This window comes from Actinotignum schaalii, assembly GCF_028864145.1.
GTDB classification, from domain to species: Bacteria; Actinomycetota; Actinomycetes; order Actinomycetales; family Actinomycetaceae; genus Actinotignum; species Actinotignum schaalii_B.
Genome location: NZ_JARBHJ010000001.1, coordinates 18,178 through 33,198 on the forward strand (window position 1 = coordinate 18,178; position 15,021 = coordinate 33,198).

Annotated in this window: 13 protein-coding genes; 8 read left to right on the top strand and 5 right to left on the bottom strand. The window is 59.5% G+C overall.

Annotated features, from left to right (window positions below; genetic code table 11):
* The first annotated feature begins 146 nt into the window (after positions 1-146).
* The 3 genes from PWJ82_RS00095 (at position 147) to PWJ82_RS00105 (ending at position 3,655) form a co-directional block, all read left to right on the top strand.
* The gene (locus tag PWJ82_RS00095) at positions 147-956 is read left to right on the top strand and encodes an SDR family oxidoreductase (RefSeq protein WP_274734233.1); all 810 of its coding nucleotides are present in this window, start codon (positions 147-149) and stop codon (positions 954-956) included.
* Between the two features lie 84 nt (positions 957-1,040).
* Complete coding sequence (gene ychF, locus PWJ82_RS00100) at positions 1,041-2,123, top strand: redox-regulated ATPase YchF (RefSeq protein WP_274734784.1); 1,083 nt, start codon at positions 1,041-1,043, stop codon at positions 2,121-2,123.
* Between the two features lie 20 nt (positions 2,124-2,143).
* Entirely contained in the window at positions 2,144-3,655 is a 1,512-nt protein-coding gene (locus PWJ82_RS00105; protein ID WP_070421670.1) for a recombinase family protein, read from the top strand.
* Positions 3,656-4,195: 540 nt separating this feature from the next.
* Here the strand turns inward: PWJ82_RS00105 and PWJ82_RS00110 are convergent.
* Positions 4,196-4,600, bottom strand: a complete 405-nt coding sequence (locus PWJ82_RS00110; RefSeq protein ID WP_048733850.1) for a MerR family transcriptional regulator — start codon at positions 4,598-4,600, stop codon at positions 4,196-4,198.
* A 224-nt stretch (positions 4,601-4,824) separates the two neighbouring features.
* Between PWJ82_RS00110 and PWJ82_RS00115 the strand changes: the two genes are divergently transcribed.
* On the top strand, positions 4,825-6,330 hold the full coding sequence (locus PWJ82_RS00115) for a SulP family inorganic anion transporter (RefSeq protein ID WP_274734789.1): 1,506 nt from the start codon (positions 4,825-4,827) through the stop codon (positions 6,328-6,330).
* A gap of 168 nt (positions 6,331-6,498) precedes the next feature.
* On the opposite strand, the gene PWJ82_RS00120 is transcribed toward PWJ82_RS00115, so the two are convergent.
* Positions 6,499-7,035, bottom strand: coding sequence for a hypothetical protein (locus tag PWJ82_RS00120; RefSeq protein ID WP_218079069.1), 537 nt, complete (start codon positions 7,033-7,035; stop codon positions 6,499-6,501).
* 35 nt (positions 7,036-7,070) lie between these two features.
* Here PWJ82_RS00120 and PWJ82_RS00125 point away from each other — a divergent pair, with 35 nt between their 5' ends.
* From PWJ82_RS00125 to PWJ82_RS00140, 4 genes are all read left to right on the top strand, one after another.
* Complete coding sequence (locus PWJ82_RS00125; RefSeq protein ID WP_080972893.1) at positions 7,071-7,544, top strand: recombinase family protein; 474 nt, start codon at positions 7,071-7,073, stop codon at positions 7,542-7,544.
* A 170-nt stretch (positions 7,545-7,714) separates the two neighbouring features.
* Complete coding sequence (locus tag PWJ82_RS00130; protein ID WP_049181628.1) at positions 7,715-8,737, top strand: DUF4192 domain-containing protein; 1,023 nt, start codon at positions 7,715-7,717, stop codon at positions 8,735-8,737.
* Positions 8,738-8,897: 160 nt separating this feature from the next.
* Entirely contained in the window at positions 8,898-9,041 is a 144-nt protein-coding gene (locus PWJ82_RS00135; protein ID WP_016456431.1) for a hypothetical protein, read from the top strand.
* Between the two features lie 91 nt (positions 9,042-9,132).
* Positions 9,133-9,558 (top strand): single-stranded DNA-binding protein, encoded by a 426-nt coding sequence (locus PWJ82_RS00140; RefSeq protein ID WP_274734792.1) that lies wholly within the window; start codon positions 9,133-9,135, stop codon positions 9,556-9,558.
* A 569-nt stretch (positions 9,559-10,127) separates the two neighbouring features.
* On the opposite strand, the gene PWJ82_RS00145 is transcribed toward PWJ82_RS00140, so the two are convergent.
* From PWJ82_RS00145 to PWJ82_RS00155, 3 genes are all read right to left on the bottom strand, one after another.
* Positions 10,128-11,474, bottom strand: coding sequence for an ATP synthase F0 subunit B (locus PWJ82_RS00145; protein WP_040693938.1), 1,347 nt, complete (start codon positions 11,472-11,474; stop codon positions 10,128-10,130).
* 1,521 nt (positions 11,475-12,995) lie between these two features.
* Complete coding sequence (locus tag PWJ82_RS00150) at positions 12,996-13,295, bottom strand: hypothetical protein (protein ID WP_024058949.1); 300 nt, start codon at positions 13,293-13,295, stop codon at positions 12,996-12,998.
* A gap of 171 nt (positions 13,296-13,466) precedes the next feature.
* Positions 13,467-13,775 (bottom strand): helix-turn-helix domain-containing protein, encoded by a 309-nt coding sequence (locus PWJ82_RS00155; protein ID WP_024058948.1) that lies wholly within the window; start codon positions 13,773-13,775, stop codon positions 13,467-13,469.
* Between the last annotated feature and the right edge of the window lie 1,246 nt (positions 13,776-15,021).

Here is a 15,021-nt window from a genome sequence, read left to right on the forward strand (position 1 = left end):
GCTGGCGTCGTCGCCCCTTGTTCCACGTGACAGACTTTGATAGCTTTCAAGGTAGCGGTACATAGCACATCTCATCACAAAAAATTAGGGCTAACGTCACCGCTGGTGGTGCCGTGAAGAAGCGGCACCGGGAAGAAAGGAACACCATGTCTACTATCGTTGTGACCGGAATGGGCTCGGGTATCGGCGCTGCCTGCGGGAAGATTCTGGAAGAACGCGGGCATACGCCCGTCGGTGTTGATTTGCGCGGGGCGGAATTTGAGGCGGATCTATCCAGCCCGGAGGGGATCGCGGATGCGGTCGCTCGGGTGGTGGAAAAGTACCCGCAGATTGACGGTGTGATCGCGAATGCGGGAACCCAGAGCAATTCACCTCTCGATCTCAAAGTGAATTTCTTCGGTGCGCGCGACACCGTCCGCGCTTTCCTTCCCTACCTGGAAAAAGCGGAAAACGGGCGCGCGGTAATTACTGCCTCCTGCGCCAGTTTGCAACCCAGCGATCCCAAGCTTGTACAGCTGCTCCTTGATGATCGGCGCGAAGAAGCGCTCGCTTACGGCAAGGAACTCGCCGCGCAGGGCCCGATGCAGGGCTACGCGAATTACGCGTGCTCCAAGCGCGCGATTGCCACGTGGGTGCGCCGCGCGGCCGTGAGCGAGGAATTCGCCGGGCGCGGCGTCGGGCTCAATGCGGTGGGCCCGGGGGTGGTTGCCACCCCCATGACGAAAGAACTCCTCTCTACCGAGGAAGGGCGCAAGCAGGCTTTCGGTGCGCTGCCCGCCCCGTACCACGGCGCTTCGGAAGCTCGCGATATTGCCGATGCGCTCGTCTTCTTCGTGACCGGACTCTCGCGGACCATCACGGGGCAGATCCTGTATATCGACGGCGGTGCGGACGCAATTTTGCGCGGCGAAGATATTTGGCACGCCCCGAAATCCATGGATGCGCCCGCGCAGTAGCGCAGCACCCCGGTAGCGCTCCGCGCCACTAGCGTACGTCCGGATAGCAGCCCGCCCTCCTTTCTCTTAGCTAGAATGGAGGGCGTGGCTTTAACAATTGGTATTGCAGGACTTCCCAACGTCGGAAAATCGACCCTTTTTAATGCGCTCACGCGCGCAACGGTGCTCGCGGCGAACTACCCCTTCGCGACGATTGAGCCGAATGTGGGTGTGGTGCCGCTCCCGGATGCGCGGTTGGCCAAGCTCGCCGAAATTTTCGGATCTCAGAAAATCCTGCCGGCGACGGTCGATTTTGTGGACATCGCCGGAATCGTGCGCGGGGCATCCAAGGGGGAGGGCCTGGGCAACCAATTCCTCGCCAATATTCGCGAAGCGGATGCAATTTGCCTGGTCACCCGCGCTTTTGCCGACCCGGACGTGGTCCATGTGGAGGGCCGCGTGGACCCGAAAGATGATATCGAAACGGTCACCACCGAACTCATCCTCGCTGATATGCAAACTCTGGAGAAGGCCATCCCGCGCCTCTCCAAGGAAGTGACGGGGAAGAAAACCCCGAAGGAAACACTCGATGCGGCGCAGCGGGCCTACGCGCTCCTCGAGGCGGGGGAAGTGCTCTCCAACCACGCCGCCGAATTCGACGCGGACACCCTGCGTTCCTTCCAACTCATGACCTCGAAACCCTTCATCTACGTTTTTAATACCGACGACGACGGCCTCGCTGACACCGCCATGCAGCAGGAACTACGTGACTTTGTGAAACCTGCCCAAGCCATTTTCCTCGATGCCAAATTCGAAGCGGAACTGGTGGAACTCAGCGAAGAAGAAGCCCGGGAAATGCTGGAGGCCACCGGTCAAGAAGAATCCGGCCTGGACCAGCTGGCTCGGGTGGGCTTCGATACCCTCGGCCTGCAAACCTATCTCACGGCCGGCCCCAAAGAGGCCCGCGCCTGGACCATCCACAAGGGCGATACCGCCCCGCAGGCCGCCGGTGTCATCCATACCGATTTCCAGCGCGGCTTTATTAAAGCCGAGGTGGTCTCTTTCGATGACCTGGTGGAATACGGCTCAGTAGCCGCCGCTCGCGAACACGGGAAGCTGCGCCAAGAAGGCAAGGATTACGTTATGCAGGATGGCGACGTGGTGGAGTTTCGTTTCAATGTAACCTGAGGCGCGCTAGTGTTAGCGGCATGACAACACGTGCTGCTATTTACCTCCGTATCTCGCTCGATGCTGCCATGGACGGCCTCGCCATCGACCGGCAGCGCCAGGACTGCGAAGCCCTTGCCGAGCAACGCGGCTGGGACGTCGTGCATACCTACGTCGATCAGTCGATCTCCGCGTCGAAGAAGGACGTGGACCGCCCCGACTACGACGCGATGGTGGCGTCCTTTGAGCGCGGCGAGATCGACGCGATCATTTGCTGGGACCTCGACCGCCTCACACGGCAGCCCTGGCAGCTCGAAGAGTGGATCGACAGGGCAGAGGAGCAGGGGCTGAAACTCGTCACTGCGAACGGTGATGCTGACCTTGCCACCGACGGCGGCAGAATGTACGCGCGCATCAAAGCAGCCGTGGCACGCGGCGAGATCGAGCGAAAGAGCATGCGCCAGTCTCGTGCGCAACAGCAACGCGCCGAGCAGGGCCGCTGGTACTCCGGCGGTGTGCGCCCTATCGGCTACACCTCCACCGGCGAGATCATTCCATCCGAAGCCGCCGCCGTGCTCGGTATGTTCCGCGCTGTCGAGAGGGGCAACTCCATGCGCGACATTGCGCGCGCCTTATCTGGGGTCGATCAACCGGGCTTGCCGGATATCCCGACCACGCCGCGCCATATGTACACCGTGGTCACAGAGCGCAACGCTCGACGCCGCGCTGAAGGCCAGGAAGAAAAGCCGGTTCCCGACGCGCAGCCGTGGGCCTACACGTCGTTGCACTCGATCCTGCGCAACCCCGTGTATGCGGGTTACTCCACTTATAAGAAGGCCAAGCGCAAAGGCGTGAAGAACAAATACCGCCGTGTCACGCATATCGTCCGCGACCCCGATACCGGCGAGCCGGTGAAAGGGCAGTGGGAGCCGATCGTCACACCAGATCTGTGGTGGCGCGTGCAGAACGTGCTCGACGATCCCGACCGGCTGACCAACAAGGAGCGCCGGAACACTCGCCGCCATCTCGGCTCGGGTCTGTATGTCTGCGACGAGTGTGGCAACCCCGTGCGCACACATGCCGACCGCTACCGCTGCGCCGCCTGTGGATTAGTGCGCACACATAGCGTCGATGATTTTGTGCTCGCCGTGATCCGCGCCCGCCTTGGCCGTGACGACCTGGCGGACCTGCTGCCGACTGTGGACGACGACGAGGTCAACGCCATCGACGACGAACTCGCTGAGCTTCGCGCAAAGCTCGCCCGCGTCCAGGCTGACTACGATGAGGAGCTTATCGAGGCCCGTGACCTCAAGCGCGCGCGAAACCGTTATGAGCCGCAGATCGAGAAACTCGAAACGCGCCGTGCCCGTCTTGCTGGCGCATCGGCGCTGCTCGACACAACCGGCTACGCCTCGCCCGTGGATGCCTTCGACAACGCAGAGCTTGCCGTGCAGCGCCGAGTCATCAATACCCTGTGCCAGGTGCGCCTGCGCCGTGGCGTGCGCGGCACCAAGACCTTTAACCCTGAATCGGTGCAGATCGTGTGGAACTAGGTTGCAGTGTGTGACACGTCAACAATCGCGCGCATGCGCTGCGGCGCGCAAAGCTCTTACGAAGGAACGCCACGGGAGCCGGCAGTTCGGGGGAGATCTGCCTTCGTGTATCGGGGGCGACACTGCTCAACCGTGGCGTTCGCAGGAAGTATGACACGGCTCTTGTTACCCCAGAGGTCGTAGGTTCGAATCCTGCCCCCGCTACCAACTTCCAAGCCCCTACCAGGAGAAACACTGGTAGGGGCTTTAGTTATTTCTCTTAAGGCGCACGTCCTGGGACTCAAATCGGGACTTTAGCGATGGCATTTTGTCACTTAAGCCGGTTTGGAAGTGATGGGGTTAAGTGACAATTTTCGATTTTGTGACCTTGGATGACTGTGTCGTTTTGAGGAGTCGTCTGCACGGATTTCAGAAGTCCTCTGTACTATCGCCATCCACTCCGGAGAGGCCGCGGGCGTTCGTCCACTTCATCTGGAACGCGATTCGACAGAGCGCATTCAATACGATGGTCTTTTTCTCCCTGCGAAGGATGGGGGCAGTTTAGGGTACCAGGGTGTTGACCAGATCGAGGAATTCCTCAGCGTAGGCAATTTGCTTGCGTAGCTTTTCGTAGCGGGTGCGCGTCTCCTCACGAATGTCGGCAAGGGTGGCCTTGGCATTACTCCGTGCCTGCTGTGCGGTATCACTGTCCTGCCCGCCATCTGAACTATGAAGAATCTCCGCAGCTTCCAGGAATTCCCGCATCTGATCCAGAGTAAACCCCAGCGGTTTCATCCGTCGCACCAGCAAAACACGACGTACATCAGCCTCACTATAAAGCCTGAACCCACCAGGGCTACGCCCCGATGGGGTAATCAGGCCGACGTTGTCATAATAACGCAAGGTGGGAATCGACAACCCCGTCTGGTCAACGACCTCGCCGATCTTGAAATTACTGTTTTGCATTGCCTGTTCTCCTTCACGGTGATGTTGCCCACGGGTTCCTGTGCCTGGGTTGGCGGTTGAGTAAAACTCCCGCTACCATGACCACCATCACCAAACCTAAAGTTACTAGAGGGTTGGATTCCTTTCGGGCGTTCGCCCAGTTACCTATCCCCTCAAAGATTGGACATCTATGACTGAAACTAGCACGGCGGCCCCCCGCCCCCTCCTGAGTCCAGACGGCGCTGATGCCCCTACCGGGATCATCGCATCCTTCCGTTACGCATTTTCTTCCCCCCGCCCGTATCCGTATAGAGATTCTGGCCGGACTGGCGGTATCCCTGGCGCTGATCCCTGAGGCCATTGCCTTTTCCATCCTTGCCGGTGTTGACCCAGCCATGGGTCTGTTTTCCTCGGTAGTCATGGCCATTGCGATCGCCTTTACCGGTGGCCGCCCGGCAATGATCACCGGCGCCACCGGGGCTATTGCCCTAGTCATTGCTCCTGTGGCGCGTGGTTACGGGATGGATTATTTCATCGCCACCGTCCTGTTGGGCGGTGTCCTACAAATCGTGCTCGGCGCCCTCGGTGTGGCGAAACTTCAGCGTTTTATCCCCCGATCGGTGATGCTGGGTTTCGTCAATGCACTGGGCATTATGATTTTCACCGCCCAACTCGAACACCTCATTGATGTGCCTTGGATAGTCTACCCACTCGTCGGCTTGGGTGTGGTGATCATGATTTTCTTCCCCAAGCTCACCAGTGTGATCCCCGCCCCGCTGGTCACGATTATCGTGCTCACCGGTTTGGTCATTGCCGCCGGTTTGACTGTCCCGACGGTCTCGGACATGGGCAAGATGCCGGAGACCTTACCGTCCCTGTTTATTCCGAACGTGCCGTGGACGTTGGAGACCCTGCAGATCATCGCGCCTTATGCCCTGGCCATGGCCGTGGTCGGTCTCATGGAATCGTTGATGACCGCCAAGCTCGTCGATGACATCACCGACACTCATTCCGATAAAACTCGTGAATCCTGGGGACAGGGGGTGGCTAATATTGCCTCCGGTTTCTTCGGCGGCATGGGTGGCTGCGCGATGATCGGTCAAACCATGATCAACGTCCGCGAATCCGGGGCACGTACCCGCCTATCCACCCTGTTAGCCGGTGTGTTCCTGCTGGTCCTGGTCCTGGCACTGGGCGACATCGTTGGCATGATCCCGATGGCTGCCCTGGTGGCAATCATGATCATGGTCTCGGTCGGCACCATCGACTGGCACTCGGTGCATCCACGCACCCTGAAGCTCATGCCGGTCTCTGAGACCATTGTTATGGCCGTGACGATTATTGCCACCCTAGCCACCAGCAACCTGGCCATTGGTGTGGTGTTGGGTGTGGTCACCGCGATGATCATGTTCGCCCGTCGGATGGCACATATCGCTTCCATTGAAAAGGTCTCCGAACTCGACACCGACCACGACGGGAAGATCGATACGCGGACCTACCGGGTGCATGGCCAGTTGTTCTGGGCATCAAGCAATGACCTGGTTTATCGCTTTGATTACACCGATTCTGCCCGTCATATCACTATTGATCTCACTGAGGCGGAGATCTGGGATGCCTCCACGGTCGCGACCTTTGACGCGATTACGCAGAAGTTCCAGGACAGAGGCAAAACCGTGTCCATTATCGGGCTCGACGGTCCCAGTCAGGACCGGCTGAACCGCCTGTCTGGCCGGTTTGGCACCGGCCACTAACATCCCCCGACTCGAGCACATCGACTTGGCGCCCCAACTTATAACCGGGGCGCCAGTTTATTGGTGCTGTTGCAAAGTTGGGGCATAGGAAGAGCATAAAAGAAGCGTAGCGGTTAACCGCTACGCTGTGTTGTGGGGATTTTTACTTTTACGGTGCACGTGTTCTAGTTAGTGGTTCGTTTCTTTCCTCGGGTGATTGCGACGGTATTCCTCGACTAAGTGAGCAATACCCGGCGCAGCCTGGGACAACATCCAGGTCATAAGCGCTATAAGAACCCCTATGACGATAAGTGTTAACGCCAACCAGCCCAGTGTTGGGCCGATGCCGTTGGCCTCCTGGACGTGACCCCACAAGGCAGACACGCCGTCGGGTATGCCGAGCATACTTAGCAGCCCGTTCCCCAAGGCTCCGACAGCAACGAGTGCGATAGCAACGAAGAGAACACTGGCTGCAATCCACGAGGCAGACATGCAGGCCTTAATAAAGTTCGTGTTCGACTTTTCCATATCGTCGTTATACTGCTTGCGTTCTGCGCGTATCTCCTCCAGCAGCTTTTCGTTGGACTCCTTCTCCTGGAGCAGAGCGCTGCGAGCCTTCTTAGAGGCTTCTGCTGCCTCGTGCAGGCTCTTAGGCTCTTTCGACATTGCCTCAGATACAGCTACTTCTACCAGCGGTTCCAGGCTAGAAGTCAGGCTCGAAGTCATCTGAGCGTTCAGGCTCTGGCTGCGACCCGGACCACATCTACTCAGACACCATCTCCGGCACCAACTGGCAACGGCCTGGTCTTGATGACGCGCTGGCGTACATGCGCCCCGACGACACGCTCGTTGTCACGCGCTTGGACAGGCTCGGCCGCAGCCTCGCGGACACCGTGAACACCATCGCTGACCTCGCCGAGCGTGACATCAACGTCAAGGTGTTGGAGCCAGCGCTGGACACGTCGAAGCCCACCGACAAGGTGGTTATCAACGTCATGGCAAGTCTTGCCGAGTGGGAGCGTGACCTGCTTGTCCAGCGCACCCGTGAGGGCGTGGCGCACGCCCGCGCACAGGGCAGGGTCGCCGGCCCCAAGCCGAAGCTCAGCGCTGAGCAGGCGCAGATGGCCAAGGAGCTTATCGACGGCGGCAAGTCCGTCAGCGCTGTAGCGCGCACCTTTAACGTCTCGCGGCCGACGATCTATCGCGCTCTCAAGCGCATCGAAGCCGACGCTTAAGCACAGGCTGCGTCGCTAGCGCTCGCACCCGGCGAGAAGGCATCAGGCTGCGCTAGCGACGCTCGGCACACATGAGTGCTGCACTGCTGGGATACGCCTGCGACCGGCAGAGCCGGGCCGAATACGGGATTGACCACATACACCCCGTATTCGTGCAAAGGAGCACTGCCATGTCCACCCATTCTCACACGCTTGCATCCCACGGCGAGATCCTCGCGAACCTCCCCGGCATCCTCGGGTTCTACCCGAACAACTCGCTGATCCTCGCGTTCTTCGTCGACGACGAGGGCGTCGACACCGTCCGCCTCGGCCCGGTCGCACGGTTCGACCTGGACGAAGCAGTGGAGAAGCTCACCGAGAGCCGCGAGCGGTTCGCAGCGTGGGTCCACCACCTCGAACTCGACGCTGTTATCGCGTACATGATCAGCGATGACATTGCGCAGCCGGTCTTCGACGAGACGGCCACGTACCTCACCAGCGGGGCCTCGCCGCTACCGCCGCTGCTCGGGGTGGTGCAGGTGCCCGAGATCGTCACTGGGGCTGCTTGGTGGTCTGTGTACCAGCATCCGCTCATCGACGAGCCGCGCCACGGTGTTGTCGGCGAGGTCGCCGCATCAGCGGCGCTGCAGCAGATGCTAGAGCACACCGGCGAGCTGCCGGAGCCGAGCAAAGACGACATCGAGGCACGGTTGAACAGCACTGACCACGGCATCGACGCTGCCGAGCACGCCGACATCATCGAAGACGCGCTGGCGTATATCCCGCCCATGTTCGCAGACGTGCTGCAGCGTGAGTATGAGCAGGCGGCGGCAGGGATCACCCAGCCGAGCGCTCGCGCTGTTCGGTCTGCGCTGAAATGCTTCACCACGCCGCGCTTGCGGGACACGCTGCTTGCCGCACTGCTCGATGACCCGCAGGCGGGCCTTGCGTTCATAGAGAAGGTTATGCGCGCTGTCCCGACCAGCTGGCCAGGCATGCGCTCGCAGCTCACCGCCACTGTTGCCGTGCTCGCTCACGCCACAGGCCAGCCGGGGCTAGCTGGCGTGGCTGCGCAGCGAGCCACCGAGATCGGGCCAGACGAGAACTTCCCGTCGCTGGTGGCGAAGCTGACCGACATCGGCCAAGGCGAGCGGATGGTCGAACTCGTCCGTGAGGGCGCTGAGAAGACCCGCACGATCTTGTTTGCCGAGTAGCACCACACACCCCGTTGTAGCAATGCAACGGGGTTTCTTTTTCTCGCGGGGCCTTGGCTTGCGACGACAGACACCGCAACGAGGCAGGGGAGTGACCTTTAGACAGCAGAGCTGTCTCCAACAGACGGATTGACCATCAATCCGAACAAGGAGGCACGTGATGCGCGACATCACCCACACCGACCTGGAACTGCTCTACCAGCTCGCCGACGGCATCGACGGCGAGGACGCCGATCCGGGCGCAGCACAAGAACTGCGCGACCTAGAGGCGGCAGGCACACCGCTGCCCTGGGCAGTGCTGTAACGACAGCGCAACCACCCCGCAGCAGCAAAGCCGCTGCTTAAGTACCCACATTGCACGGCAATTCACACCCACTCACGTAAGGAGAACCATCATGTCCAACCCCTTCAACAACGGCGCCATCGTCGGCAACGCAGCTCGCGCCCCGAAGCTGTTCGAGCACGCAAACGGCGGCGCGACGGTGAAACTCAGCGTCTATGCGCGCAACACCTTCAAGAACAAGGCCACCGGCAAGGTGGAAAGCGAGATCGTGGAGCTGACCGGCTACGTCCAGGACGCTAAGAACCCCGGCGTGTTCGGCTGCGTCGGCTCCGGCGACCGCATCGCGGTGAGCTACTCGTTGAAGACCGACGTCTACACCGACAAGGACGGTGTGAAGCACTACCCGCTGGTCGCCCGTATCGACACCGTGCAGCTGATCGATTCCAAGAAGGAGTCCGCTGCTCGCGCTGCCCGTCGCGGAGGCGAGGCGGCGACCGCCGCCCTGGCTGGCGCTGAGGGCGAAGAAGTACCGTTCTAACTACGAAACCCCGCAGGGAAACCTGCGGGGTTATTTTTTCAACCATTTCACACGCCAATTTGCTGCGAATCACTTGTGCAGTTTTACGGTGCAGTGGTGCGGTGCTTTTACTGGCGTTTCTGCTGCGCAACTCACTGCACTATGTAGTGTCTGTGACATTTCATTAACACGTAGGTTGCACTGTGTATTGGGCACCCATTTCATCGACACGTTTACTGCGCAATCAAATGCCCTGTCACTTTAATGACATGTGAATTGGGCAGTGAAGTGGTTTGTCATCCTATTGACACCTTTACTACGCAACAGAATGACAACGACATTCTGTCGGCCCTTCTACGGACATCTCTTCTGCGCAGCACATGCCCCGTCGTACACACCGACGTGCTGCGCACTATCTCCGCCACTCAACAGGCCAATTCACTGCGCAACGTAGTGACACCGGCCCCGCCTAGCCGAGATTTCTTCGATTTTCGCTGAATATCAGCCGTTTACCCGCCGCCAATGACCTACGACGCCGACGGCCCCCTGTTAGGCCCGCAGAAGGCCGTACAGGGCAGGGGAGAGCAGTGCTACAACTCCATACCGCCATCACGATCACGCTGCTGTTGCTGCTGGCGGCGCTTCTCGATGCGCTCGCGTGCACGCTGCTGCGCCCCGCCCTTCTTGCCTGAGGTCTGCGACTGCCTGAACAGCGTGTAACGCTCAAGCAACTCTGGGCTGCGATGCAGTTCTTGCACCAGGAACTTCTTATCCAAGTGCTCCAACTGTTGTCCTGACTTCACCGCTTCTTCGATGATGATGGCGGCTTCATCTTCGGCGTCCGTGTGCGCGTTGCGGCGGATCTGATCAGCCTCATCGCGGGCATCCTTGCGCGTTACTGCAGCGTCGCGTGTGGCCTCGTCGCGGATGCTCGTGGCCTCATCTCGTGCTTTGCTGCGGATCGTCTCGGCGTCGCGCTCAGCCTGCTTACGGGCCTCGTCGGTCTTGCGAGTGATCGTCTCTGCTTCGCTGCGAGCTGCGGCTGTAATATCGCCCGCCTTGGCCCGCGCAGTCTCTTCGGCTCGTTCGAGCAGCTCGTCTGCTTGCGCTTCGGCCAGGCCCAACTCCTGCTCAGCATCCTTGCGTGCTTCGCTGCGGATCTCTTCGGCTTCTTGCTCGGCCTTCTCGCGTGCTTCCTTGAGCACACGCTCGGCAACCTCGCGAGCCTGTGCTTCAGCATTCTCCTGTACGCGCTGGGCTGCTTCGCGGGCTTCTTGCGCCTGTTCAAGTTCCTTAGCAGCCTGCTCGCGGTCACGATCAATTGCGTCCATGTCGCGCTGCACGGATCGCTTCTTGACTTCCACATCATCCTCGCGCTTGGCGAGATCGCGCTCCCGGTCTTGTTGCTCGGTGTAGCGGTCGAGGTTGAGTGACTCGTCATGACGTTCGGAGACTTCTAGTTCCACCGGATAGCCGAGCGAGTGCATGTGTTCGCGCAGGCCCCGTTGCGCGTCGATGAACTTCTGGTTACCCGAGATCTGCTTGCCCTTCTTCGGGCCGGATGTGTACCGCACTGAGGTGTCAGTGTTGTACGCGATGCCGGGGCGGCAACGGAGCTTGTCGGGATCTTCGGGCTTCGGTGAGAACGTATCCGCCTGGAACTGGATGTGTGGCGTTGATTCGTCAAAGTTCATATCACCGCCAGCGACTGCGTCGATACCGCCGGGGATGAAGTTTTCTGCAAGCCAGCGCATTGACTCTTCGAGGTACTGCTTTGCTTCCTCGTAGTCGCGGGCGACATAGCGCGGACGTTTCACTTCGCGCCCGTCCACCTCACTGGTGTAGTAGTCGGGGATCTCCTTGCACATCGACTTCGGCAGATACACGACGAACAGCGACGTCTTGAAACTGTTCTTCTGCACGCGCACTCCGTCCATCCGAGGCGTCTACGGCCGCCACAGGGCCGTACAGCCGCTGCCACAAAGATGAACCAATCGAGTCGCGGCGCTACACATGTGCATCAACCGCTGCCGCTGGATCTGCTGCAGCGCGACGCGCTCGCGAAACACACGTCGCTGGCGGTGCTCATTACATGCGCTTGCGCGCATATCTCCGCCGCGAGCGTGATGCGTCTGCACCGATACTGTGCTTATGGCACGGGCAGATATGGAGTGTATTAATCAGGCCCGTGGTTCAACCCCCGCAGCAGCATCAACACCGCCTGGCGGCGGATGGCTCGCTGCGGGATTCTCACCACCCTGCAATAACCGCCTAACGGCGGTGTCACGGTGCAGGGTGTGGCTGTGCGCACCACGTAGGCGATGTCGGTCTTGCCGTGCGGTTAGACACCTTGCGCTCGCAAGCTCGCTGCAGGTGTCTCGATGACGCGGGAAGACGCCGCAAGCGGCGTTTCCACCCGTCATCGGCCCTTACTTTAAGACCGACATACAGTGGCTGACGCCGCATGTGGTGCGCACAGCGTGGCGACCTGCAGGTTTTGCGTAGGCACCATGTGCGCTTCGCGCATCAACGGGCCGTTTCGGGTAAGGGTCGAAGACCGTGTCACAACCCGAAACACGCAGGTCGCAGCCCCCTTCTGTGTCAAAACCCCTATATGTTTGTCGTTATAGGGGTAGAAGGGGGAAAAGGGCATAAGGGGGTGCGACGCCTCCGCTGCGCTCCGGCGCTCGGCATAGCCGAGGCACTGCACCGGGTATTACTACTCGCTGGCGCTCGCATAACCCGGTGCCCGGCGCTGGCGCGCCGCCCCTTATAGCCCCAGACTCAGACCTCGCTCGCTCGGTCTGGCTGGGTCTACCTTTCCCTCCGCTGCGCTCCGGTCAAGGTGCCCAATAGTGCAGCTGGCGCTGCACCTTGTGTGATGACCCATGCTCTGCATCACGACACTGCCGGCAATCCGATATATCCCGTTGATATACATTCGGATATGCCAGCATCGATGTGTCGTGTTTGGGTCATCACGAAACGCTCCATCACGGCAAGCCTGCCGAGATGGATATTGGCGTATCTCACGACGCGTCCATTATGCGGCATGCGCCGCATACCATCTGCCGTCGCGGTTGCATCTTCAGCAGCACAGCTGCTGAAATCTGCTCTGTCCACGCTGCTGTCTTTGCTGCACCCACGGCCCCGTCTTCGGCATATTTCAAGTCCACACAAGACTATGCCGGCCAGAACCGCGCATAACAGCAGCGCGACATACCGCCAGCCATGTGGCGGATGATCCAGGCGACGGGGCAGACGTGTATATGCCCCGTCGCCGATACCGGCGCAAGCATCGTGACAGTGTCACGTGTAGCGGTGCCGCAGCCACCCGCACACACGCGAAAACCCCGCCCTTGCGAGCGGGGTGTGTGGCGACATCAAACGTGACGGCTGTACGTCGTCACGCCGCGTGGCCGTACACACATGAGGTGATTGCGTGTACGGCTAAAGGGTTAGTCGGGTACAACTTCTAGATGCCGCTTCGGCTTACTGCCCTCGGTGCTCTCAGGCGTGTCGCCGTCACCGTTCTCAGGTGTATCGCTGTCCCCTTCGGTGCTGGCGGACTTGTCACCGTCCCCTTCGGTGCTGGCGGACTTGTCACCGTCGAGATTCACCTCGAACTCTTCGGCATACTTGCGCAACTGCGCAAGGCGCTCCTTTGTCGCTTTGTGTGCACGGCGCGCCTCGTTCACGGTATCTTTTGCTTGCTGCTCATCGCGCAGCGCTGCTGCGTAATCGTCTCTGAAAGACATGGTTTGTTCTCCTTGGTTGAATGAACTGTTTATTTGGACTCGGGGCACGACGGTGGAGCGCGCGTGTGTAGTAGCACGGCCATCACCCATCAGCCCTCGCACTCAGTTCAAGACCCAGCCTGACTAGCTGAGCTAAGCGGCGGGATCTCGTCGTAGGCGGGTTTGTCCGCATTAGTGCTTCACACCGCCCAGCACCGTGACGAGCTGCTGGCGCTGCTCATCTGTCAGTTGGGGCGCTGCATTCACGACGGCATCGACGAAGCCGTCGAATAGCTGCGGGGCAGGGCGGCGTGCGGCCGCGAGGTAGGCGTCGAGATCGTCTTGGCGAATCCGATAGGCGGTGCCGAAACGGTGGAATGAAAGACGGCCCTCTTTAATAGCTTTTCGCAACGTGGACTCGGAGCCGACGCCGAGATCGGCGAGTTCCTGCAGCGTGTAAAAGCGTGGCGCGACGGCGGTAGTCGTGTCCTTTTCGGACATAGAAAAACGCTCCTGGGCAGATTGATCTGTCCCGGAGCGGGGTGCTTTACCGGCTTGCTATTCAGGCGGCTTGGAGTGCCGTGCTCAACTCGCTAGAACGGTGGTCTGCCGTCCCATCGCTTTACGGGAGCGCTTACTCCCTACCTGACCGCTTTTGTGGTTGGCAATGCCGTTGCCGACCGGTCTATCTCGTCGGAGGAACCGCGCCTATCACGGTCGAGAGGCTGTCTCTTTATGAATTATCCTCGGGGTTATCCCCCGTATGCGGCTGGCTAAACCAAAAACGAATTAAAACGCCACATACGGTCTGGGGGCCATCGTACGGAACTTATGCGTCGCGCACAATAGCCTGCGACCTAATCTTTACGAATCGAACCGAGCACGTTTCTACACGCCACGTGGCACGGCTGGGGTGTTGTGGTGGGGCAGCTGTTGTGTGGCGGCATGGTGACACGCAAGGGGCGCGCCTTTTTGTGACCTGTGACACGTCTATAGTGTGCTCGTTTCGTAGTTTTGACCTCGTTTCGTAATTTGCCGATCAAAATACGAAAAAATTACGAAACGCTCTACCTGCGGTTTCGTGATTTCCGCAAACGAAAAGAACAAAACTACGAAACACGCGATAACGCTGTGACCTGCACAGACACGTCACATTTCGGGGATGTTTCGTAATTTTGCGGCATTTCGACCCAAACCTTTTAAGGGAGAGACACAGACACACATTACGGGCACATGTCTACGACATAGACCGTCCTCATTGAGGGCACGCTGCAGGGGTTGTAGCTATGTGACACGGCCGGGATGCTGCGTCACGGTGACACGCAAGGGGCGCGCCTTTTTATGACCTGTGACACGTCTGTAGCGCGCTCGTTTCGTAGTTTTGACCTCGTTTCGTAATTTGCCGATCAAAATACGAAAAAATTACGAAACGCTCTACCTGCGGTTTCGTGATTTCCGCAAACGAAAAGAACAAAACTACGAAACACGCGATAACGCTGTGACCTGCACAGACACGTCACATTTCGGGGATGTTTCGTAATTTTGCGGTATTTCGACCCAAACCTTTTAAGAGAGAGACACAGACACGCATTGCAGGCACATGTCTACGACACAGAGCGTCCTCGTTGAGGGCACGCTGCAGGGGTTGCAGCTATGTGACACGGCCGGGATACTGCCACGCTGCAACACGTCCGTGGCGCGCCGTTGTGTGACACGCAACACAGGTGTTGTGTGTTCGTTTCGTAGT

Coding starts and splice junctions, on each gene's coding strand:
- PWJ82_RS00095 (WP_274734233.1), top strand. CDS start 147: ATGTCTACTATCGTTGTGACCGGAATGGGCTCGGGTATCGGCGCTGCC.
- PWJ82_RS00105 (WP_070421670.1), top strand. CDS start 2,144: ATGACAACACGTGCTGCTATTTACCTCCGTATCTCGCTCGATGCTGCC.
- PWJ82_RS00110 (WP_048733850.1), bottom strand. CDS start 4,600: ATGCAAAACAGTAATTTCAAGATCGGCGAGGTCGTTGACCAGACGGGG.
- PWJ82_RS00115 (WP_274734789.1), top strand. CDS start 4,825: ATGCCCCTACCGGGATCATCGCATCCTTCCGTTACGCATTTTCTTCCC.
- PWJ82_RS00120 (WP_218079069.1), bottom strand. CDS start 7,035: ATGACTTCGAGCCTGACTTCTAGCCTGGAACCGCTGGTAGAAGTAGCT.
- PWJ82_RS00130 (WP_049181628.1), top strand. CDS start 7,715: ATGTCCACCCATTCTCACACGCTTGCATCCCACGGCGAGATCCTCGCG.
- PWJ82_RS00135 (WP_016456431.1), top strand. CDS start 8,898: ATGCGCGACATCACCCACACCGACCTGGAACTGCTCTACCAGCTCGCC.
- PWJ82_RS00140 (WP_274734792.1), top strand. CDS start 9,133: ATGTCCAACCCCTTCAACAACGGCGCCATCGTCGGCAACGCAGCTCGC.
- PWJ82_RS00145 (WP_040693938.1), bottom strand. CDS start 11,474: ATGGACGGAGTGCGCGTGCAGAAGAACAGTTTCAAGACGTCGCTGTTC.
- PWJ82_RS00150 (WP_024058949.1), bottom strand. CDS start 13,295: ATGTCTTTCAGAGACGATTACGCAGCAGCGCTGCGCGATGAGCAGCAA.
- PWJ82_RS00155 (WP_024058948.1), bottom strand. CDS start 13,775: ATGTCCGAAAAGGACACGACTACCGCCGTCGCGCCACGCTTTTACACG.